This is a genomic window from Streptomyces sp. NPDC033177 (genome assembly GCF_055577715.1).
The window spans coordinates 357,296-376,658 of sequence record NZ_JBVIPS010000010.1; the positions used below are offsets into that span (position 1 = coordinate 357,296).

18 protein-coding genes and 1 pseudogene are annotated in these 19,363 nt (G+C 71.3%); 8 read left to right on the forward strand and 11 right to left on the reverse strand.

What is annotated here, in order from left to right:
* Positions 1 to 213: 213 nt before the first annotated feature.
* The 4 genes and pseudogenes from ACZ5U5_RS32390 to pdhA all read right to left on the reverse strand — a co-directional run.
* Positions 214 to 1,122: pseudogene (locus tag ACZ5U5_RS32390) on the reverse strand (NTP transferase domain-containing protein); the annotation flags it as partial.
* Between the two features lie 242 nt (positions 1,123 to 1,364).
* A complete protein-coding gene (locus tag ACZ5U5_RS32395; protein ID WP_469028778.1) occupies positions 1,365 to 2,936 on the reverse strand; it encodes a dihydrolipoamide acetyltransferase family protein in 1,572 nt (523 codons plus the stop codon).
* Entirely contained in the window at positions 2,936 to 3,964 is a 1,029-nt protein-coding gene (locus ACZ5U5_RS32400; protein WP_453451375.1) for an alpha-ketoacid dehydrogenase subunit beta, read from the reverse strand. The genes ACZ5U5_RS32395 and ACZ5U5_RS32400 overlap by 1 nt, the downstream gene beginning before the upstream one ends.
* The gene (pdhA, locus tag ACZ5U5_RS32405; protein ID WP_469028780.1) at positions 3,961 to 5,142 is read right to left on the reverse strand and encodes a pyruvate dehydrogenase (acetyl-transferring) E1 component subunit alpha; all 1,182 of its coding nucleotides are present in this window, start codon (positions 5,140 to 5,142) and stop codon (positions 3,961 to 3,963) included. The genes ACZ5U5_RS32400 and pdhA overlap by 4 nt, the downstream gene beginning before the upstream one ends.
* Before the next feature lie 191 nt (positions 5,143 to 5,333).
* On the opposite strand from pdhA, the gene ACZ5U5_RS32410 reads away from it, so the two are divergent.
* Positions 5,334 to 5,900 carry an Lrp/AsnC family transcriptional regulator gene (locus tag ACZ5U5_RS32410; protein ID WP_469028783.1) on the forward strand — a complete coding sequence of 189 codons (567 nt, stop codon included), beginning with the start codon at positions 5,334 to 5,336 and terminating at the stop codon, positions 5,898 to 5,900.
* A gap of 38 nt (positions 5,901 to 5,938) precedes the next feature.
* On the opposite strand, the gene ACZ5U5_RS32415 is transcribed toward ACZ5U5_RS32410, so the two are convergent.
* Positions 5,939 to 6,532 (reverse strand): TetR/AcrR family transcriptional regulator, encoded by a 594-nt coding sequence (locus ACZ5U5_RS32415; RefSeq protein WP_469028785.1) that lies wholly within the window; start codon positions 6,530 to 6,532, stop codon positions 5,939 to 5,941.
* Positions 6,529 to 8,043, reverse strand: a complete 1,515-nt coding sequence (locus ACZ5U5_RS32420; RefSeq protein WP_469028787.1) for a 3-hydroxyacyl-CoA dehydrogenase — start codon at positions 8,041 to 8,043, stop codon at positions 6,529 to 6,531. The genes ACZ5U5_RS32415 and ACZ5U5_RS32420 overlap by 4 nt, the downstream gene beginning before the upstream one ends.
* A gap of 199 nt (positions 8,044 to 8,242) precedes the next feature.
* Here ACZ5U5_RS32420 and paaN point away from each other — a divergent pair, with 199 nt between their 5' ends.
* Positions 8,243 to 9,934, forward strand: coding sequence for a phenylacetic acid degradation protein PaaN (gene paaN, locus ACZ5U5_RS32425; RefSeq protein WP_469028790.1), 1,692 nt, complete (start codon positions 8,243 to 8,245; stop codon positions 9,932 to 9,934).
* A 15-nt stretch (positions 9,935 to 9,949) separates the two neighbouring features.
* Here paaN and ACZ5U5_RS32430 read toward each other — a convergent pair whose 3' ends face one another.
* The 3 genes from ACZ5U5_RS32430 to ACZ5U5_RS32440 are packed head-to-tail and all read right to left on the reverse strand — an operon-like array spanning position 9,950 to position 12,814.
* Positions 9,950 to 10,729 carry a TrmH family RNA methyltransferase gene (locus ACZ5U5_RS32430; RefSeq protein WP_469028792.1) on the reverse strand — a complete coding sequence of 260 codons (780 nt, stop codon included), beginning with the start codon at positions 10,727 to 10,729 and terminating at the stop codon, positions 9,950 to 9,952.
* A 16-nt stretch (positions 10,730 to 10,745) separates the two neighbouring features.
* Positions 10,746 to 12,002, reverse strand: coding sequence for an HTTM domain-containing protein (locus ACZ5U5_RS32435; protein ID WP_469028794.1), 1,257 nt, complete (start codon positions 12,000 to 12,002; stop codon positions 10,746 to 10,748).
* Entirely contained in the window at positions 11,999 to 12,814 is an 816-nt protein-coding gene (locus ACZ5U5_RS32440; RefSeq protein WP_469028797.1) for a DUF5819 family protein, read from the reverse strand. Before ACZ5U5_RS32440 ends, ACZ5U5_RS32435 begins: the two co-directional genes overlap by 4 nt.
* Positions 12,815 to 13,035: 221 nt before the next feature.
* Between ACZ5U5_RS32440 and paaA the strand changes: the two genes are divergently transcribed.
* The 6 genes from paaA (at position 13,036) to ACZ5U5_RS32470 (ending at position 17,905) form a co-directional block, all read left to right on the forward strand.
* Complete coding sequence (gene paaA, locus ACZ5U5_RS32445) at positions 13,036 to 14,034, forward strand: 1,2-phenylacetyl-CoA epoxidase subunit PaaA (protein WP_469028800.1); 999 nt, start codon at positions 13,036 to 13,038, stop codon at positions 14,032 to 14,034.
* Positions 14,031 to 14,321, forward strand: a complete 291-nt coding sequence (gene paaB, locus ACZ5U5_RS32450) for a 1,2-phenylacetyl-CoA epoxidase subunit PaaB (protein ID WP_469028803.1) — start codon at positions 14,031 to 14,033, stop codon at positions 14,319 to 14,321. Before paaA ends, paaB begins: the two co-directional genes overlap by 4 nt.
* Positions 14,318 to 15,070, forward strand: a complete 753-nt coding sequence (gene paaC, locus ACZ5U5_RS32455; protein WP_469028805.1) for a 1,2-phenylacetyl-CoA epoxidase subunit PaaC — start codon at positions 14,318 to 14,320, stop codon at positions 15,068 to 15,070. The genes paaB and paaC overlap by 4 nt, the downstream gene beginning before the upstream one ends.
* Complete coding sequence (gene paaD, locus ACZ5U5_RS32460; RefSeq protein WP_469028807.1) at positions 15,064 to 15,555, forward strand: 1,2-phenylacetyl-CoA epoxidase subunit PaaD; 492 nt, start codon at positions 15,064 to 15,066, stop codon at positions 15,553 to 15,555. The genes paaC and paaD overlap by 7 nt, the downstream gene beginning before the upstream one ends.
* Positions 15,555 to 16,631, forward strand: a complete 1,077-nt coding sequence (locus ACZ5U5_RS32465; protein WP_469028810.1) for a 2Fe-2S iron-sulfur cluster-binding protein — start codon at positions 15,555 to 15,557, stop codon at positions 16,629 to 16,631. The genes paaD and ACZ5U5_RS32465 overlap by 1 nt, the downstream gene beginning before the upstream one ends.
* A gap of 140 nt (positions 16,632 to 16,771) precedes the next feature.
* On the forward strand, positions 16,772 to 17,905 hold the full coding sequence (locus tag ACZ5U5_RS32470; RefSeq protein ID WP_469028813.1) for an acyl-CoA dehydrogenase family protein: 1,134 nt from the start codon (positions 16,772 to 16,774) through the stop codon (positions 17,903 to 17,905).
* 48 nt (positions 17,906 to 17,953) lie between these two features.
* Here ACZ5U5_RS32470 and ACZ5U5_RS32475 read toward each other — a convergent pair whose 3' ends face one another.
* Positions 17,954 to 18,301: a rhodanese-like domain-containing protein gene (locus ACZ5U5_RS32475; RefSeq protein WP_469028816.1), complete on the reverse strand. Its 348-nt coding sequence runs from the start codon at positions 18,299 to 18,301 to the stop codon at positions 17,954 to 17,956.
* A 22-nt stretch (positions 18,302 to 18,323) separates the two neighbouring features.
* Complete coding sequence (locus ACZ5U5_RS32480) at positions 18,324 to 19,202, reverse strand: J domain-containing protein (protein ID WP_469028819.1); 879 nt, start codon at positions 19,200 to 19,202, stop codon at positions 18,324 to 18,326.
* Positions 19,203 to 19,363 lie beyond the last annotated feature (161 nt).

A 19,363-nucleotide genomic window follows, 5' to 3' on the forward strand; every position in this document is an offset into this window, starting at 1 on the left:
GTCGGGGCGGGCAGGCTGCGGGGTGGCGTCGGGTGCGGCGGCTGGCTTTCCGCCGGGAATCGCCTCCGGCGCCACGCCAGGCGCACCGCCAGGACCCGCGTCGTGGCGGGCAGGCTGCGGAGTGGCGTCAGGGCTCGCAGGCTGCGGGGTGGCGTCGGGGTGGGAGGGCTGCGGGGTGGCGTCGGGCGCGGTGGTCGGCTTGCCGCCGGGAATCGCCTCCGGCGCCACGCCAGGCGCACCGCCGGGACCCGCGTCTGGGCCGCCCTCCTGCGCCCATCGCGTGGCCAGCGCCGCCGCCTTGCGGGCCGCGTCGGCCACCGCTTCGGGCCCGCCGCCCTGCGCGGCCCGCGCCGCCGCGTACCCCACCAGGAAGGTGGTCAGCGGAGCCGCAGGCCTGGCCACGCCGTGTGCGGCGTCGCGGGCGAGGTCGAGCAACAGGCCGGTGTCGACGTCGAGCTCGATGCCCAGTTCGTCCTTGACTGCGGAAATCCATTCATCCAACACGTGCCCATGCTCCCTGATGCGGGCCCGAGCGGCCGCGATGTCGTCCCAGGTGTCGCAGTCGAAGGACGCCACCGCGTCGGCGACCCGGGTGAGTTCGAGCCGCGCGGTGAGTGACCGCAGCGGAAGTCCCGTCAGACCGTCGTGCTCGGCGGCGAGCAGCGCGATCTCACGTCTCAGCGCGGCACTGCGATACGCGGCGACCAGCGGCTGGTCCCGGCCCCCGGGATCCTGCAGGACCGCGCCGTCAGCGCCGCTCTCCCGCAGCTCGGCGAGGAGGCCACCCACCGTCCGCTCCTCCAGGAACGGCAGATCAGCGGAGAGCACCACCACCTGCTCCGCCTCCGTACACCGCAGCCCCGCGTCGAGCGCGGCGAGCGGACCCGCCCCGGCGGGTTCCTCGCGCGCCCACTCCACAGGGCGGGCGGTCGGGCGGGGCGCGGCGACGACCACGGTCGTCCCCGCGCCGGAACACGCGCCGAGCACCCGGTCGAGCAGCGCGCGGCCACCCACCCGCAGGCCCGGCTTGTCCACACCGCCGAGCCGCCTGGCGCCGCCGCCCGCGAGCACCACGGCGTCGTACGGAAGGGCGCGCAGGGTGGTGCTCGGAGAGGCGCTCAGGGGGACGTTCCCGGCATCGGGCGGGGCGGCATGCCGAAGATCGGGCGGGGCGGCATGCGGACGATCGTTCGGGGCGGCGTCCGAGGCGGCGGAATCAGCGCCGCCCGGAGCCCTCTGCGCGGTCATGCCCCGAGTATGGGCGCACGAAGGATCAATGCCACCCCTCGTACGGGGTCTCACATCACCTCTGTACGCAGACTCACATCACGGCACCGCCGACCGCACCGCCGCCCCGGCCCTTCTCACACCGACCGCAGCAGCATCGCGGGCTGCTCCACACAGTCCGCCACGAACCGCAGGAACCCGCCCGCCGTGCCGCCGTCACACACCCGGTGGTCGAAGGTGAGCGAGAGCTGCACGACGTGCCGCACCGCCAACTCCCCTTGGTGCACCCACGGCTTGGGCACGATCCGGCCCACGCCGAGCATGGCGGCCTCGGGGTGATTGATGATCGGCGTGGAGCCGTCGACCCCGAACACCCCGTAGTTGTTCAACGTGAACGTGCCGCCCGTCAGTTCCCCCGGCGTCAGCTTCCCGTCCCTCGCCGACTCCGTCAGACGGATCAGCTCGGCGTTGACCGATTCGGTGGTGCGCGTGTGCGCGTCGCGCACCACCGGGACGACCAGACCGCGGTCGGTCTGCGCGGCGAAACCGAGGTGGACACCGGCGAGCCGGACCACCTCGCGCGCCTCCATGTCCACGGTGGAGTTGAGCATCGGGTAGCGGGCCAGCGCGGCCACGCTGATGCGGGCGAACAGCGCGAGCAGCGAGATCTTCTGGCCGGCGTCGTCCTTGCCGGTGCCCTCCTTGGCGGTGCCCCCCTTCAGGGCGGCGTTCATCGCGGCGCGCGCCGCGAGCAGTTCGGTCGCGTCGGCGTCGACCCAGCAGGTGGCTTCCGGTATCTCGCGCCTGCTGCGGGACATCTTGTCCGCGACGAGGCCTCGGATGCCGGTCAGCGGATAGCGCTCCGCCACCCCCGCCGACGCACCATGCGTCTCCTCGCCCGCCGGCCCCACCGGCGTACGCGTGACCGGGACCGTGACCGGGGCCGTGTCCGCGGCCGTCAGCTCCGCCGCGATCGCGCTCTCCACGTCGGCCCGCATGATCAGCCCGTCCGGGCCGGTGCCCGTCAGCTCCCGGAGCTCCACACCGTTCTCACGGGCCAGCTTGCGTACGAGCGGTGAGATCACCGGTATGGGGCCGTCGGGCCGCGGAAGGGCGCCCGGGGCCGCCACGGCGCCGTGCCCGGCGGACTTCTGCGACTTGGAGAGTCCGTCCCGCGACCTGGAGAGTTCGTCCCGCGGCTCGGAGGGCTCGCCCCGGAGCCTGGAGGGCTCGTCCCGGGGGACGACCCGCGCCGCAGGCCGCGCTGCAGGCTTCGGCGCGGCCTTCGTACCGAACCCCGCCGATCGCACCCGCCTGCGCCGCGCGGGCGCCGCCGCCGTGCCGTACCCGACCAGTACGTTGCCGGACGACTCCTCGGCGGCAGCCGCCTGCAGGGCCCGCTCGGCGGGCTCCTCCGGGGCCACGGACGTGTCCGCCGCTCCGGCCGGGGCCCCGACGGCGACCGTCAACAAGGGCGCCCCCACCGGCAGTTCCACCCCCTCGTCGCCGAAGCGGGCCGTCACCACGCCCTCGTACGGGCAGGGCACCTCGACCATCGCCTTGGCCGTCTCCACCTCGACGACGGGCTGGTCCACCGCGACGTAGTCGCCGACCTGCACGAGCCAGCGGACGATCTCCGCCTCCGTGAGCCCCTCACCGAGATCCGGCAGCTTGAACTCAAGGCTGTTCACGTTCAGACCGGGCGCCATCAGCTGTCCGCCTCCCACTGCAGCCGCGCGACCGCGTCCAGGATCCGGTCCACGCCGGGCAGATGGTGCCGCTCCAGCATCGGCGGCGGATACGGGATGTCGAATCCGGCGACGCGCAGGACCGGCGCCTCCAGGTGATGGAAGCACCGCTCGGTGACGCGAGCGGCGATCTCCCCGCCGGGGCCGCCGAAGCCGTTCGACTCGTGCACGACGACAGCGCGCCCGGTCCGGCGCACGGAGGCGGCCACCGTCTCGTCGTCGAAGGGGACGAGGGAGCGCAGGTCGACCACTTCGAGGTCCCACCCCTCGGCCACCGCCGCCTCGGCCGCCTCGAGGCAGACGGGGACGGACGGCCCGTACGTGAGGAGCGTGGCGCTGCGCCCGGGGCGTCGCACCACGGCTTTGCCTATGGGTTCAACGGCCTGCGGCGCGTCCGGGTTCCAGTCGGCCTTGGACCAGTAGAGGCGCTTGGGCTCCAGGAAGACGACCGGGTCGTCGGAGGCGATGGAGGCCCGCAGCAGGCCGTAGGCGTCGGCGACGGTGGCGGGCGTGACGACATGCAGCCCCGGAGTCGCCATGTAGTACGCCTCGGAGGAGTCGCTGTGGTGCTCGACTCCGCCGATGCCACCGCCGTAGGGCACACGGACCGTGATGGGCAGCGGCATCGCTCCCCGGGTGCGGTTGCGCATCTTCGCCACGTGGGAGATGAGCTGTTCGAAGGCGGGGTAGGCGAAAGCGTCGAACTGCATCTCGACGACGGGCCGCAGCCCGTACATCGCCATGCCGACGGCCGTCCCCAGGATGCCCGCCTCGGCGAGCGGGGTGTCCGTGCAGCGGTCCTCGCCGAACTCCTTGGTGAGTCCGTCGGTGACCCGGAAGACCCCGCCGAGCGCCCCTACGTCCTCTCCGAGGACGTGGACGGCCGGGTCGTCGGCCAGGGAGTCGCGCAGCGCGCGCCCTAGTGCCTGCGCCATGGTGGCCGGTTTGGCTGCCTTCTTGGTGGCCCGTTCGGCCGCGACCGTACTCATCGCGTGTTCTCCTCGCCGGACGTGCCGTCCATGCCGTCCGTACCGTCAATGCCGTTCTCTTCCGATGCCTCGAGCTCGGCCCGCAACTGGGCTGCCTGCTCGCGCAGTTGCGAGGTCTGCTCGGCGTACACATGGCCGAACAGGTCCATGGGGTCGAGCTCGGCGTCCTGGTTCATGCGTTCTCGCAGGTCGGCGGCCATCGTCTCGGCGTCATCGCGGGCCGCCCGAATCCGGTCCTCGTCGAGGAGGCCGCGCTCGGTCAACTCCCGCTCCAGAAGCAGGATCGGGTCGTGCGCCCGCCAGGCCTCGACTTCGGCGTCCCCGCGGTAGCGCGTGGCGTCGTCGGCGTTCGTGTGGGCGTCCATGCGGTAGGTCACGGCCTCGACGAGCGTGGGGCCACCGCCTTCCCGCGCGCGGGAGACCGCTTCGCTCAGCACCTCGTGCATCGCCGCCGCGTCGTTGCCGTCCACCAGGCGTCCCGGCATTCCGTACCCGACGGCCTTGTGGGCCAGGGACGGAGCCGCCGTCTGCTTGTCGAGCGGCACGGAGATCGCGAAGCCGTTGTTCTGCACCAGGAAGACGACGGGTGCCTGCCAGACGGCCGCGAAGTTCAGCGCCTCGTGGAAGTCGCCCTCGCTGGTGCCGCCGTCGCCGACCATGGCGAGCGCGACCACGTCGTCGCCCTTGAGGCGTGCGGCGTGCGCGAGCCCCACGGCATGCGGGAGCTGGGTCGCGAGAGGGGTGCACAGGGGCGCTATGCGGTGCTCGCGCGGGTCGTACCCGGTGTGCCAGTCGCCGCGCAGGAGGGTCAGCGCCTGGACGGGGTCGAGGCCACGGGCGACCGCGGCGAGCGTGTCCCGGTAGCTCGGGAAGAGCCAGTCCCGCTCCTCCAGGACGAGCGCGGCGGCCACCTCGCACGCCTCCTGACCGGTGCTGGAGGGGTAGACGGCGAGTCTGCCCTGCTTCGTCAGGGCCGTGGCCTGCGTGTTGTACCGCCGTCCGCGCACCAGCTGGGCGTACAGACGGGCCAGGAGCTCCTCGTCGGCCTTGCCTGCGGCCTCGGTGCCCAGGACGCGGTACGGCTCGGCGTCGGGCAGCAGCGGCGCGGGATCGGTCCTGAGCTGCCATGCGGGTGGCGGGGTGGGCCGGTAGACGCCCCGCTGCTCCATGACCGTCATCTCGGCACCTCCATGTGGAAGCGGTCTCCTCGTGGGAGCGGCAAACGAGGCGCGGCATATGTGAGGCGCCTCACCTACCGATTGTTCGGTCGTCGGCACATTTTGGCTACAGGCACCTCCAGGCTGTGGACAAACGGTTCTGCACAGCCTGGGATGGATGCAGTACGTCCATGGTAGGGAGGCGGGGGGACATGGCATCTGAACGAATGGCCGACGGACGCGACGGTGATCGTCCGGAAGACCGGCCCGGCGACCGGCAGGAGGCTCTGCCCCGCCCCAGGGACCCGGCCGGCGACCACCAGGAGCCCCTGCCCCGTCCCCTGGACTCGATCGACCGCGACATCCTGCAGATCCTGCACACGGACGGCCGCGCGTCGATACGGGCCGTGGCCGAGCGCGTCCATGTGTCACGGGCCAACGCGTACGCGCGCATCAACCGGCTCATCGACGACGGCGTGATCCGCGGCTTCGGCGCCCGGATCAACCACGAGCGCGCGGGCCAGGGGGCGTCCGCGTACATCACGCTCAAGATCGTGCAGAACACCTGGCGCACGGTCCGCGAACATCTGCGCACGCTGCCGGGCGCCTCGCACATCGCGCTGGTCAGCGGCGACTTCGACGTACTGCTCCTGGTGCACACACCGGACAACCGAGCACTGCGCGAGCTGGTCCTGACCCGGCTGCAGTCCATCCCCGAAGTGCTCAGCACGCGTACGTTGCTGGTCTTCGAGGAGGACGACCTGGAACCGGAAAGCTGACCGGCCCGGAGAGCTGACCGAGCCCGAGAGGTGTCCCGTCAGCCGCCGCTGCGCAGCCCCGCGAAGGCCATCTGCACGACGGCGTCGGCGACCTGCTCGCCCGACGAGGCACCACGGGCGTCCGGGCGGTACCACTCCACGATGGAGTTGATCATCCCGAAGAGCAGCCGGGTGGCGAGGCGCAGCTCGACGTCCGAGCGCAGGTCGCCGTCGGCCACGGCCTCCTTGAGCAGGTCGGCGACCTGCTGGTCGAACTCCCTGCGCCGCTCCATGGCCCACCGCTCGGTGTCCGTGTTGCCGCGCACGCGCAGCAGCAGGGTCACGTAGGGCAGTTCCGCGATCAGCACCTCGACGGTGCGTCGCGTCACGTGCTCGAGGCACTGCACCGCGGTGCCCACGCGCGCGTGGTCCTCGGCGAGGATCCCGAAGAGCCCGTCGAGCGCACGGCTCACCGCGCGGCGCAGCAGCTCTTCCTTGCCGGAGACGTGGTGGTAGATCGAGGACTTGGAGATACCGGCGGCCTTGGAGAGGTGCTCCATGGACGTGCCGTCGTAACCGCGCTCGTTGAAGACCCGGACCGCCACCGTCAGGAGGGTCTCCGGGGTGTACGTGTCGCGCCTGGTGGTGGTCATGAGTGGTCCTCTCGCGCTGCCGCGCGGCGCAGCGCCTGGGAGGGCGCGTAGCGGCCGGTGGGGTACTCCAGGTGCAGGCTCTCCAGCGTTTCGCGCACCCAGCCCGCGCCGAGCTCCTCGCCCCAGGCGAGCGGTCCGCGCGGGTAGTTGACGCCGAGGCGCATCGCCGTGTCGACGTCCTCCTTGTCGGCGACACCGCGCGCGACGGCGTCCTGGGCGAAGTCGACGAGCATGGCGACGGTACGGGCCACGATCAGCCCCGGGACGTCGGCGACGACGCTGACCTGCTTGCCCAGCGCCTGGAAGAGGCCCACGGCCTCGCCGAGCTGGTCCTCGTCCACCGTCGCGGCGGGTGCCAGCGCCATCCTGGTGGCCGAGCTGTAGTCCAGCGCGAGATCGAAGTGGATGACCGGTACGTCGGCGTCGTGCGCGGCGCAGCCGTCGGCAAGGAAGAGCTTCCCTCCGGCGGGCAGTTCGATCCAGCCGGGGTGGTCGGGGTCGATGGGCTCCTCGTACGCGACGTCGATCCCGGCGCCGACGATCAGCTCGATGAGGGCGTGCGCCTGGAACAGCCTCCCGTGCACCGCGACGGACGCCGGGGCCGGTGCGGGCGGCGCGGTGTGCGGCTCGGCGCGCGGGGCGTCGTCCCCGTACGCGTACCAGCCCTGGCCCGACTTGCGGCCCAGGCGGCGTGATTCGACGAGACGGCGCTGGGCGAGCGACGGCGTGAACTTGGGGTCCTGGAAGAAGGACTCCCACACGGAGCGGGTGACGGCCTCGTTCACGTCCTGGCCGATGAGGTCGGTGAGCTCGAAGGGGCCCATCTTGAAGCCGCCGCATTCGCGCAGGACGGCGTCGATGGTGGCCGGGTCGGCGGCCCGCTCCTCGTGCAGGCGCAACGCCTCGGCGTAGAAGGGGCGGGCGACGCGGTTGACGATGAAGCCGGGGGTGTCCGCGCTGCGCACCGGCGTCTTGCCCCAGGCCCGCGCCGTCTCGTACGCGCGCGTGGCGGCCGTTTCGTCGGTCGCGGAGCCGCTGACGACCTCGACGAGGGGGAGCAGCGGTGCGGGGTTGAAGAAGTGCAGGCCGACGAAGCGGCCGGGCTTCTTGAGGGTGCCCGCGATGGCGGTGACGGAGAGGGAGGACGTGTTCGTGGCGAGGAGACAGCTCTCGTCGACGATCTCTTCCAGCTCTTCGAAGAGGCGCTGTTTGACCGGCAGTTGTTCGATGATCGCCTCGATGACGAGTCCACACCCGGTGAGCTCGGCGAGACCGGCGACCGGTGTGAGCCGGTCCCCCGCGGCGGACCGGTCCTCCGCCGTGAGCCTGCCCTTCTCGACGAGCCGGTCAAGGCGTGCGGCGATGGCCGCGGCCGCGGTCCTCGCCTGGCCCTCCACGGCGTCGTACAGCCGCACGGGGTGGCCCGCCAGCAGGGCGACCTGGGCGATGCCCTGTCCCATGGTTCCGGTGCCGACGACGGCAACGGGGCTGCTGAGCTCGAGTGCTGTCATGCTCGCGATCCTCCCGCACGAGGTGTCCGCCGGAGGGTGCGGGGGTGCCCGGCGAGAAGTTGTCCACAGGTTCGGCGGACCCCCTTGTCCCGACCGATCGTTCGGTTACTCTAGCTCTGTCCGTGCGTTCCCGCACTGCCCTGCCCTGCCCAGCTCGCCGGCTCGACGAAGAGCCGGCTCGACGAGGAGTTGGTCCGATATGGCCGCCGAACTCACCGCGCACCAGCTGATCGCCACGCACCGGCCCACACTCGACCAGGCGCTGGAGACGATCCGCACGCGCGCGTACTGGTCGCCGCACCCCGAACATCCCAAGGCGTACGGGGAGAACGGCAGCCTGAGCCTGCCCGACGGCAAAGCCGCCTTCGACGCCCTCCTGGGCAGCCGCTTCGAGCTCGGCCAACCGGGCACGGACGACTGGACAGGCGCGGAAGTCTCTCCGTACGGGCCCGAGCTGGGCATCACGTACCCCCACCCGGACATCGACACGCTGCTGCCCGCGATGCGCACCGGGATGCGCGCCTGGCGCGAGGCGGGCGCGGAAGTGCGCGCGATGGTCTGCCTGGAGATCCTGTCGCGCATCAGCGCCCGCACGCACGAGATGGCGCACGCGGTCATGCACACCAGCGGCCAGGCCTTCATGATGGCCTTCCAGGCGGGCGGCCCGCACGCCCAGGACCGCGGCCTCGAAGCGGTGGCGTACGCATACGTCGAGCAGACCCGCACCCCCGACAGCGCGGAATGGTCCAAGCCCCAGGGCAAGCGGGACCCGATCGGCCTGGACAAGCGCTTCACGCCCGTGGCCCGCGGCATCGCGCTCCTGATCGGCTGCAACACCTTCCCGACGTGGAACGGCTACCCGGGCCTGTTCGCCTCCCTGGCCACCGGCAACCCCGTCCTGGTCAAGCCCCACCCGCGCGCGGTGCTCCCGCTCGCGCTGACGGTGCGCATCGCGCGCGAGGCCCTCGCCGACGCTGGCTTCGACCCGAACCTGGTGTGCCTGGCCGCCGAGCGACCGGGCGAGGGCATCGCCAAGACCCTCGCCGTCCGCCCCGAGATCAAGATCATCGACTACACGGGATCGACCGCCTTCGGCGACTGGCTGGAGGCCAACGCCCGCCAGGCGCAGGTCTACACGGAAAAGGCCGGCGTGAACACGGTCGTCGTGGACTCGACGGACAACTACAAGGGCATGCTGTCCAACCTGGCCTTCTCCCTGTCGCTCTACAGCGGCCAGATGTGCACAACGCCGCAGAACCTCCTGATCCCCCGGGACGGCATCACGACGGACGCCGGAGCGAAGTCGTACGACGACGTGGTGTCCGACCTCGCCGCGTCGGTGGACGGCCTGCTCGGCGACGACGCCCGGGCGAACGGCATCCTCGGCGCCCTGGTCAACCCGGACGTGAAGACCCGCCTGGAGGCGGCGGCCGGACTCGGCGAAGTGGCCCTCCCCTCACGGGAGATCAGCAACCCCGAGTTCCCCGACGCCGTGGTCCGCACCCCGGTCATCGTCAAGCTGGACGGCGCCAAGCCCGACGCCGAGGCGGTCTATCTGGACGAGTGCTTCGGTCCCGTCTCCTTCGCCGTCGCGGTCGACTCGGCCGCGGACGCCGTGGAGCTGCTGCGCCGCACGGTGCGCGACAAGGGCGCGATGACGGTCGGCGCGTACACGACGTCGGACGAGGTGTCCGGTGCCGTGGAGGAGACCTGCCTCGAGGAGTGCGCCCAGCTCTCCTTGAACCTCACGGGCGGCGTCTATGTGAACCAGACGGCGGCCTTCTCGGACTTCCACGGCTCAGGCGGCAACCCCGCCGCGAACGCCGCCCTGTGTGACGGCGCGTTCGTGGCCAACCGCTTCCGTGTGGTGGAGATCCGCAGGGACGCCTGACATACGGCGGCGGGTTCAGGCCTCCGCGCCCGGGGGCCTGCCCGCCGACCAGTGGAAGAGCGTCATGCCGACGCTGGTGGCCAGGTTGTAGCTGGAGACCTGGGGCCGCATCGGCAGGGACACCAAGTGATCGGCGCGCTCCCGCAGCGGCGCCGACAGACCGCTGCGTTCGGACCCGAAGGCCAGCACGGCATCGTCCGGCAGCTTGAGGCCACGGATGTCCTCGCCCTCCGCGTCGAGCGCGAACACCGGCCCCGGCGGCAGCTCAGCGACGTCCATCCGCTCGACGGCCGTGGCGAAGTGCAGGCCCGCGCCACCGCGTACGACCGTGGGATGCCAGGGGTCGAGCGTGCCGGTGGTGACGACTCCTGTCGCCCCGAACCCCGCCGCGAGCCGGATCACGGCCCCGGCGTTGCCCAGATTGCGGGGATCGTCGAGGACGACGACCGGCGCGCTCCTCGGCATGCGGGCCAGCGCGTCAAGGTTGGCCGTGTGGGAAGGGCGTGCCGCCAGAGCCGCCACTCCCGTGGGATGCAGCCGCGGCACAAGGGCGCGCAGGGTGCTGTCCGGAACCTGCACGAGGAGCGCGTCGAGCGCGTCCCGCACGTCCGGCGCGAGCTCGTCGGCGAGGGCGAGTACGGCTGCCCTGTCACTGGTCAGCGCCGCGGGGACGAGGGCTTCGAAGCGCAGCGCGTGCTTGATGGCGTGGAAGCCGTCGAGGAGCACGGAGGTCTCGGCGATCTCTCGCCAGGCACGCACTGCACCGTCCGGATCACGCTGGTGCGTCCCGCTCATCCCGCGTACGTCCCGTTCACGAGGGAAAGCCTACGCGCGCGTGCTCGGCGGATTCCGGGGCCGGTTCCTCGTCCGTCCCGCGCTGCCCCGGCACCGCGCCGGGGCGCGGGAAGCGCGAGAACAGCGCTCCACGCGCGCGTGCCGTCCATCCGCCGACGCGGCGCAGGAACGAGGTCGGCAGGAACACGGCGTCGGCCGCGATCATCGCGAGCGAGAAGAACGGCAGCCCGAGGAGGACCGCGATGACCGCGTGCTCGAAGATCATTGCGGCCAGGAGGACGTTTTTGACCCGCCGGTTGAAGAGGGTGAAGGGGAAGGCGACCTGCACGGCGACCGTCCCGTACGTCACCAGCATCACCATCAGGCCGTGCTCGACGAGCAAGTCGGAGAGCGCGGGCCAAGGGGAGAAGTAGTCGAGACGCAGCGGGTAGTAGACGGCCGTGCCGTCCTGCCAACGGCTGCCCTGGATCTTGTACCAGCCGGCCGTCGCGTAGATCAGACAAGCCTCGACCATGATCACAAGGAGTGCGGCGTTGTGCGCGAGTCTGACGATGACGTCGAGCAGCTTGTGCGCCTCACCGTCGGGCGCGCGCCGGCCGACGGCCCACCACAGGGCGTGCGCGCACCACAGGCCCCAGAAGACCAGCAGCCAGCCCCCGCTGAGCTCCCCCATGAACGTCACCGCGGAGAGTCCGAGCCCGAGGACCCACCACAGCACGGGCCCGGCCTTGTCGGCGGGCTGTCCCGCCCTCGGCAGCTCGACCGGCGTCTTCCCCTGATCGACGGACGCGGCACGCGCGCGTGCCGCGCGGCGGGCGTCGAGTGACCAGACCTGGCCGCAGCGCGTGAACACCAGGTAGGTGGCCATGAGGTGGATGACGTTGTCGCCGCCGTCGCCCATGAAGATGGAGCGGTTCTGCAGCGAGAGCACGCCGATCATGAAGAGCACGGACATCGTGCGCGTGCGCCAGCCGAGCATCAGCAGGGCGCTGCTGAGGACGGCGAGCGCGTAGACGACCTCGAACCAGAGGCGTCCGTCGGACCACATCAGGGCCGTGAAGGCGTCGTTCTCCGCGATGAGCTGCTGGGCCATGTCCCAGCTCCACGGGCTGTCGGGGCCGTAGAGCTCCAGGCGGTGGGGGAGTTCGCGCAGCAGGAAGAGCAGCCAGGTGGCGGCGAACCCGATGCGGATCACGGCGGTCTGATAGGGGCCGAGAGCGGACGCGGTGACCCGCTCGATGCCGCGCCCGAGCAGGGAGCCGAAGCGGTTCATCGGGCGTCCACCTCAGATTCCCGGGCCTCGCCCAGGGGCATGTCGTCGGGTGTCACGGACCACCACGGCAGCTGGCGGATCACCGGTTTCGTCGAGACCTTCTCGTCGCTCCACTCCGGGGGCGGCACATTCGTGGTCCTGGAGCGGACCTGGACGCGCTCGATGCCTGCGCCCCGGTCCAGGGGTTCCTCGCGCTCGACGCGCATCATCACGATGCGGCGGATGTAGCGCTCCGAGAGCTGCCCGCGCAGGCCGCGGGGACGATTCTGCGCGTCGTGCGCGCCCACGTAGAAGTCCCAGGCCCTGCGCAGTTCGTTCTGCTGCGTGTGGCTGGGCAGCAGATTGCCGTCGATGGCGGCGCCGTCGCGCGCCGAGAGGTCGTACCAGCCGGTGGTCCGGGTCGAGCCGTCGGCCGTGCGGATCTCGGCGCGGGCCTGCACCGCGATGTTCTGCTGCATCGGGTTGGGGGCGAAGAGCTTCCAGTTCTGCTCGAATTCGGGGTAGATCCAGTCGTCGACGGCCTGGCCGTGCTGCTTGGTCATGGTGTTCGCGGGGGCGACGTGCAGGAAGAGCATCCCGACGTGGACGCAGGCCGTGACGGCGATGAGCGCGAGGGCGAGCGCGGCCACCGCCTGGTAGCGCGGGGACAGGGCGGCGATGCCGGTGCGGGGCTCGGGCGGGGCCGCTGTCGCCGGGGCGTGGGCCGGGGTGGCGCCCGACGGCGCGGCGGCGGGGGCGCCCTCGGCGGGCGAGGGGACGGCGTCGGAGGGTCGGGGCGGCGACTCGTGCGCGTTGTTGTCGTTCGCGTCCATCTGGCCCCGATTCCGATCCCGCACGGTGATGCGCCCGTCGGCCGCCCGTCACACGGCTCTCTACCGCCCGTCGCAGCGGAACGGTACTCATGCCTGCGCGCCAGGCACAGCGTCCGTGAAGTTATCCACAGGGTTGACACCTTATGGCGCCGAGCCGCACCATTGAATTCCACGAACCGAACGATCGGTCGGTAGCTAGCTAAAGGTCGAGGGGGACCGCGATGGCGACAGCAGCCGAGCATCAGACGGCCCGGTCCGGACCGGACCAGGCAGCGGCCGACGCCGCACGCACGGCGGCGCACGAAGCGGCATTCGACGCCGCGGTCGCGGCCGACGAGCGCATCGAGCCCCGGGACTGGATGCCCGACGCCTATCGCGCCTCACTGGTCAGGCAGATCGCGCAGCACGCCCACTCCGAGATCATCGGCATGCAGCCGGAGGCCAACTGGATCACGCGCGCCCCGTCCCTGCGGCGCAAGGCGATCCTGATGGCCAAGGTGCAGGACGAAGCCGGTCACGGCCTGTATCTGTACAGCGCGGCCGAAACCCTGGGCACCAGCCGTGACGAGCTGCTCGACAAACTGCACTCGGGCCGGCAGAAGTACTCATCGATCTTCAACTACCCCACGCTGACCTGGGCCGACGTCGGCGCGATCGGCTGGCTGGTGGACGGCGCCGCGATCACGAACCAAGTCCCGCTCTGCCGCTGTTCGTACGGCCCCTATGCCCGCGCGATGGTCCGCGTCTGCAAGGAGGAGTCGTTCCACCAGCGCCAGGGATATGAATCGCTGCTCGCCCTCAGCCAGGGCACCGACGCCCAGCACGCCATGGCGCAGGACGCGGTGGACCGCTGGTGGTGGCCGTCCCTGATGATGTTCGGCCCGCCCGACGACGAGTCGTCGCACTCGGAGCAGTCGATGACCTGGAAGATCAAGCGTCACTCGAACGACGAGCTGCGCCAGCGCTTCGTGGACATCTGCGTCCCCCAGGCCGAGTCCCTCGGGCTCACGCTCCCCGACCCGGACCTCGTGTGGAACGAGGAGCGGGGACATCACGACTTCGGCCCGATCGACTGGACGGAGTTCTGGGCGGTCCTCAAGGGCAACGGCCCGTGCAACAAACAGCGGATCACGCAGCGCAGAAGCGCGCACGAAGAGGGCGCGTGGGTGCGCGAGGCAGCAGCGGCGTTCGCCGCCAAGCACGGGGAGGCGAAGGCATGAGCAGCTCGACCGACTGGCCGCTGTGGGAGGTGTTCGTGCGCTCCCGCCGCGGGCTCTCCCACACCCACGCGGGCAGCCTGCACGCGCCGGACGCGGAAATGGCCCTGCGCAACGCCCGCGATCTCTACACCCGCAGGAGCGAGGGCGTCTCGATCTGGGTCGTGCCGTCTGCTCAGATCACCGCCTCATCGCCCGACGAGAAGGACTCCTTCTTCGAACCGGCGGGCGACAAGCCCTACCGCCACCCGACCTTCTACGACATCCCGGACGGGGTGAAGCACCTGTGACCGCGCCACTGGCCCCGACGGCCACTGCCACCGCCCTCGCCCTGGGCGACGACGCCCTGGTGCTCTCGCACCGGCTGGGGGAGTGGGCGGGTCACGCGCCCGTCCTCGAAGAAGAGGTCGCCCTCGCGAACATCGCCCTCGACCTGCTCGGCCAGGCGCGCGTCCTGCTCTCCCTGGCCGGGGACGAGGACGAGATGGCCTATCTCCGCGAGGAACGCGCCTTCCGCAACCTCCAACTGGTCGAGCAGCCGAACGGCGACTTCGCCCACACCATCGCCCGCCAGCTCTACTTCTCCACGTACCAAACGTTGCTGTACGGCGAGTTGGCGCGCGGCGACAGCACGTTCGCCCCGCTGGCGGCGAAAGCGGTCAAGGAAGTCGCCTACCACCAGGACCACGCGGAGCAGTGGACGCTGCGGCTCGGAGACGGCACCGCGGAGAGCCATGAGCGGATGCGGCGCGGGCTCGACGCCCTCTGGCAGTTCACCGGCGAGATGTTCCAACCGGTCGAAGGGCTCGACGGCGTGACGGCCGGCTCGGCAGACCTCGACTGGCCGGCGCTGCGCACGAGCTGGACGGCCTCGGTGACCGCCGTCATCGAGAAGGCGACCCTGACCGTCCCCACCGGCCCGCAGGAAGGGGCCTGGGCAGCCGGCGCGGGCCGCCAGGGCCTGCACACCGAATCCTTCGGACGGATGCTCGCCGAGATGCAGCACCTGCACCGCAGCCACCCGGGGGCGTCATGGTGACCACCGCCCTCGAGGAAGAGCTCCTCGCCCTGGCGGGCTCCGTGCCCGACCCGGAGCTGCCGGTCATCACGCTGGCCGAGCTCGGGGTGCTGCGCGGCGTGCACGTCCGCGGCATCGGCAAGGTCGACGTCGAGCTGACCCCCACGTACACCGGCTGCCCGGCCATAGAGACCATGACCGCCGACATCGAGCAGGTCCTGCGTGAGCGCGGCATGGCGGAGATCTCCGTGCGCACCGTGCTCTCCCCCGCCTGGTCGACGGACGACATCAGCGCCGAGGGCCGCCGCAAACTGGCGGAGTTCGGCATCGCGCCCCCGCGCCCGCACAGCACCGGCAGTCCGATACCCCTCACCCTCTCGGTCCGCTGCCCGCACTGCGGCTCGACCGACACCGAACTGCTCAGCCGCTTCTCGTCGACGGCCTGCAAAGCCCTGCGCCGGTGCGTCTCCTGCCGCGAACCCTTCGACCACTTCAAGGAGTTGTGATGGCCCGCTTCCACCAGCTCCGGGTAGCGGCGGTCGAGCGGCTCACCGACGACTCCGTGACCCTGACCTTCGAGGTACCCCCCGCCCTGCGCGAGGAGTACCGCTTCCTGCCGGGCCAGCACCTCGCCCTCCGCCGCTTCGCCGACGGTACCGAGATCCGGCGCACCTACTCGATCTGCGCACCCGCTCCCCACCCCGAAAGCCCCTCGGAACCGCGGACCCTGCGGGTCGGGGTGCGCTTCGTCGAGGGCGGCGCCTTCTCGACGTACGCACTGAAGGAAATCGCCGTCGGCGACCTTCTCGAGGTGATGACCCCGGCCGGGCGCTTCACGCTGGAACCGGCACCCGGCCGCTATGCGGCGGTGGTCGGCGGCAGCGGGATCACCCCGGTGCTCTCCATCGTCACGACCCTCCTCGAACGCGAACCACACGCCACGTTCTGTCTCATACGGAGCGATCGCACCGCCGCGTCGACGATGTTCCTGGAGGAGGTCGCCGACCTCAAGGACCGCTGGCCGGACCGTTTCCAGCTGGTCACCGTGCTCTCCCGGGAGGAGCAGCAGTCGGGGCTCGACTCCGGACGGCTCGACGAAAAGCGGCTCGGCAGCCTGCTGCCGGCGCTGCTGCCGGTCCAGGACATCACGGGCTGGTTCCTGTGCGGTCCGCTCGGTCTGGTGCAGGGCGCGGAGAAGACACTGCGCGGCCTCGGCGTGACGCGTCAGCGCATCCACCAGGAGATCTTCCACGTGGACGGCGGCCTCACGACCCCCACGCCCACCGCCAGGACGGCCGCCCCCGCGCACAGCACCGTGACGGTGACGCTCGACTGCCGATCCGGCACCTGGCCGGTGCAGGACGGGGAATCCCTCCTCGACACCGTGCTGCGCAACCGCGCGGACGCGCCGTATGCCTGCAAGGGCGGGGTGTGCGGGACCTGCCGGGCCTTCCGGGTCTCGGGCGAGGTGCGGATGGACCGCAACTTCGCCCTGGAGCCCGAGGAGACCGAGGCGGGATATGTGCTCGCGTGCCAGTCCCACCCGGCCACGGACACCGTGGAGTTGGACTTCGACCGCTGAGGACCGCCCCACGCCCCACCCCTTCGACTGCGGCCTTCACTGTTCCCTTCCCGTAGAACCTGTTCTATCTTGACGACCCGTCAGAAACAGCGAGCGGGGCAGAGACAGAACCGTCGGGCCGGTGCGCGGGAGGACAAGCAGTGGACTTCACCTTCACCGAGGAACAGCAGGCCGCCGTCGAGGCTGCGAAGGCACTCTTCGCCTCCGTCACACCCGACGGCGTACCGAGCCCCGCACTCGTTCCGGGCGCCGTCGCCGAGGACTTCGACCGCCCCCTGTGGGCCAAGCTCGCCGGAGCCGACCTGCTGAGCCTGCTCCTCGACCCCGAGCACGGCGGCGCGGGCCTCGACGCCATCGCCCTCTGCCTGGTCCTGCGCGAATCCGCGAAAAAGCTCGCCCGAGTGCCGCTCCTGGAGAGCAGCGCCGCCGCATACGCCGTACACACCTACGGCAGCCAGGAGTTGAAGCAGCGCATCCTGCCGAAGGCAGGCCGCGGCGAGCTCGTCCTGACCGTCGCGGCGAACGGCCGCAGCGGCCACGACCCCGCCGAACTGGCCGTCACCGCGCGCCAGGAAGGCAACGCCTGGCTGCTCGACGGCACACAGACAGCCGTCCCCTGGGCACAGAACGCCGACCTCATCGTGGTGCCCGCCCACACCTCCACCGGCCGCACCGTCCTCGCCCTGGTCCCCCGCGAACACGAGGGCCTCGCCCTCGCCGATCAGGTGTCCACGAACGGCGAACACCTCGGCGAGATCAGCCTTGAAGCCCTGCGGATCGACGGCACCGACGTCATCGAGACCGACGGAGCCTGGGACTGGCTGCGCGACCTGCTCACCACCGGAACCTGCGCCCTCGCGCTCGGCCTCGGTGAGAGCGTGCTGAGCATGACCGCCGAATACACCGGCAAGCGCGAGCAGTTCGGCTTCCCCGTCGCCACTTTCCAGGCCGTGGCGGTGCAGGCAGCCGACCGCTACATCGACCTGCGCGCGATGGAGGTCACCCTCTGGCAGGCCGCCTGGCGCATCAGCACCGGCGCGAGCGGCGCCCTGCCCGCCACGGGAGATGTGGCAGTCGCCAAGATCTGGGCATCGGACGGCGTACGAAGGCTGGTGCAGACGGCCCAGCATCTGCACGGCGGCTTCGGATCCGACACCGACTACCCCCTGCACCGTTACCACGCGTGGGCCAAGCAACTGGAGCTGTCCCTCGGCCCGGCGGCGGCACACGAAGAGGCACTCGGCGACCTGCTGGCCGCCCACCCCCTCGGCTGAAGGCCGCGGGCCCGAAACCAGAAGCCCGGAACCCGCAGCGCCGCTGGACTAGATCACGACGCCCGGCTGGCCCTTGTCGTCGACGACGGGCCGGCCCGCGGCCTCCCAGCTCTGCATGCCACCGTCGACGTTCACCGCGTCGATCCCCTGCTGGACGAGGTACATGGCGACCTGCGCCGAACGGCCCCCGACCCGGCAGATGACATTGACCTTGCCGTCCTGCGGGGCGGCCTCGGTCAACTCGCCGAAGCGGGAGACGAACTCGCTCATCGGAATGTGCAGCGCACTCGCGGCGTGACCCGCCTGCCACTCCTCGTCCTCACGGACGTCGAGGAGAAAGTCGCCGCTCGCGAGGTCGCCGACACCGACCGTGGGCACATGAGATCCGAAAGCCATGCGTCCGACGCTACCCGACCCGCTAGGCGGTCAGCCGCGCAAGCTCCGCCTCGCGTTCCGTGACCTGCGCGAGCAACTGCTCGGCGATCTCTTCGAGGAGCTGATCCGGATCGTCCGGCGCCATCCGCAGCATCGCGCCGATCGCACCCTCCTCCAGCTCCCGCGCGACCACGGAGAGCAGCTCCTTGCGCTGGGAGAGCCACTCGAGGCGGGCGTAGAGCTCCTCGCTCTTGCTCGGCCACTGCTGCTCGGGCACAGGACCCGCGGCCCACTCCTCGGACAGCTCCCGCAGCAAGGGCACATCCCCACGCGCGTACGCGGCGTTCACCCGCGTGATGAACTCCTCACGGCGGCCACGCTCCTGGTCGTCCTGGGCGAGGTCGGGATGGGACTTGCGGACGAGCTCGCGGTAGAGCTTGCGGGCCTCGTCACTGGGCCGCACCCGCTGCGGCGGCCGCACCGACTGATCGGTCAGCATCGCGGCGGCCTCCGGATAGAGGCCCTCACCGTCCATCCAGCCGTGGAACAGTTCCTCGACCCCCGGCATCGGCATGACCCGCGCCCGCGCCTCGTCCGCCTTGCGCCGGTCCTCGGGGTCACCGCTACGGGCGGCCCGGGCCTCGGCGATCTCGGCGTCCAGCTCGTCGAGGCGCGCGTACATCGGGCCGAGCTTCTGGTGGTGCAGCCGGGAGAAGTTCTCCACCTCGACCCGGAACGTCTCGACGGCGATCTCGTACTCGATCAGCGCCTGCTCCGCCGCTCGGACCGCCTTCTCGAGCCGGTCCTCAGGCCGCGCGGCGCCGCCCTGCCCCGCCGCCCCGTCAGGACCCTCGCGACCAGCGGTCACGGGATCGGGATCGGGCGTCTGAGGCTGCGTAGGCTCGGCTTCCGGGGTCGTCACCCGTCCAGCCTAGGCCACCGTGCCCCCGCCCCGACCGAGCGGCAGCCAGGCCCCGCACAGGAGCTTGCCGGGCCCTCTCCCCACACTTCCGGCAATCAGGGGGCCTCCCCCCTCCCCTCCCTCCCCCCCCAGCTCCCCCTCCCACCCCTCCTACTCCACCC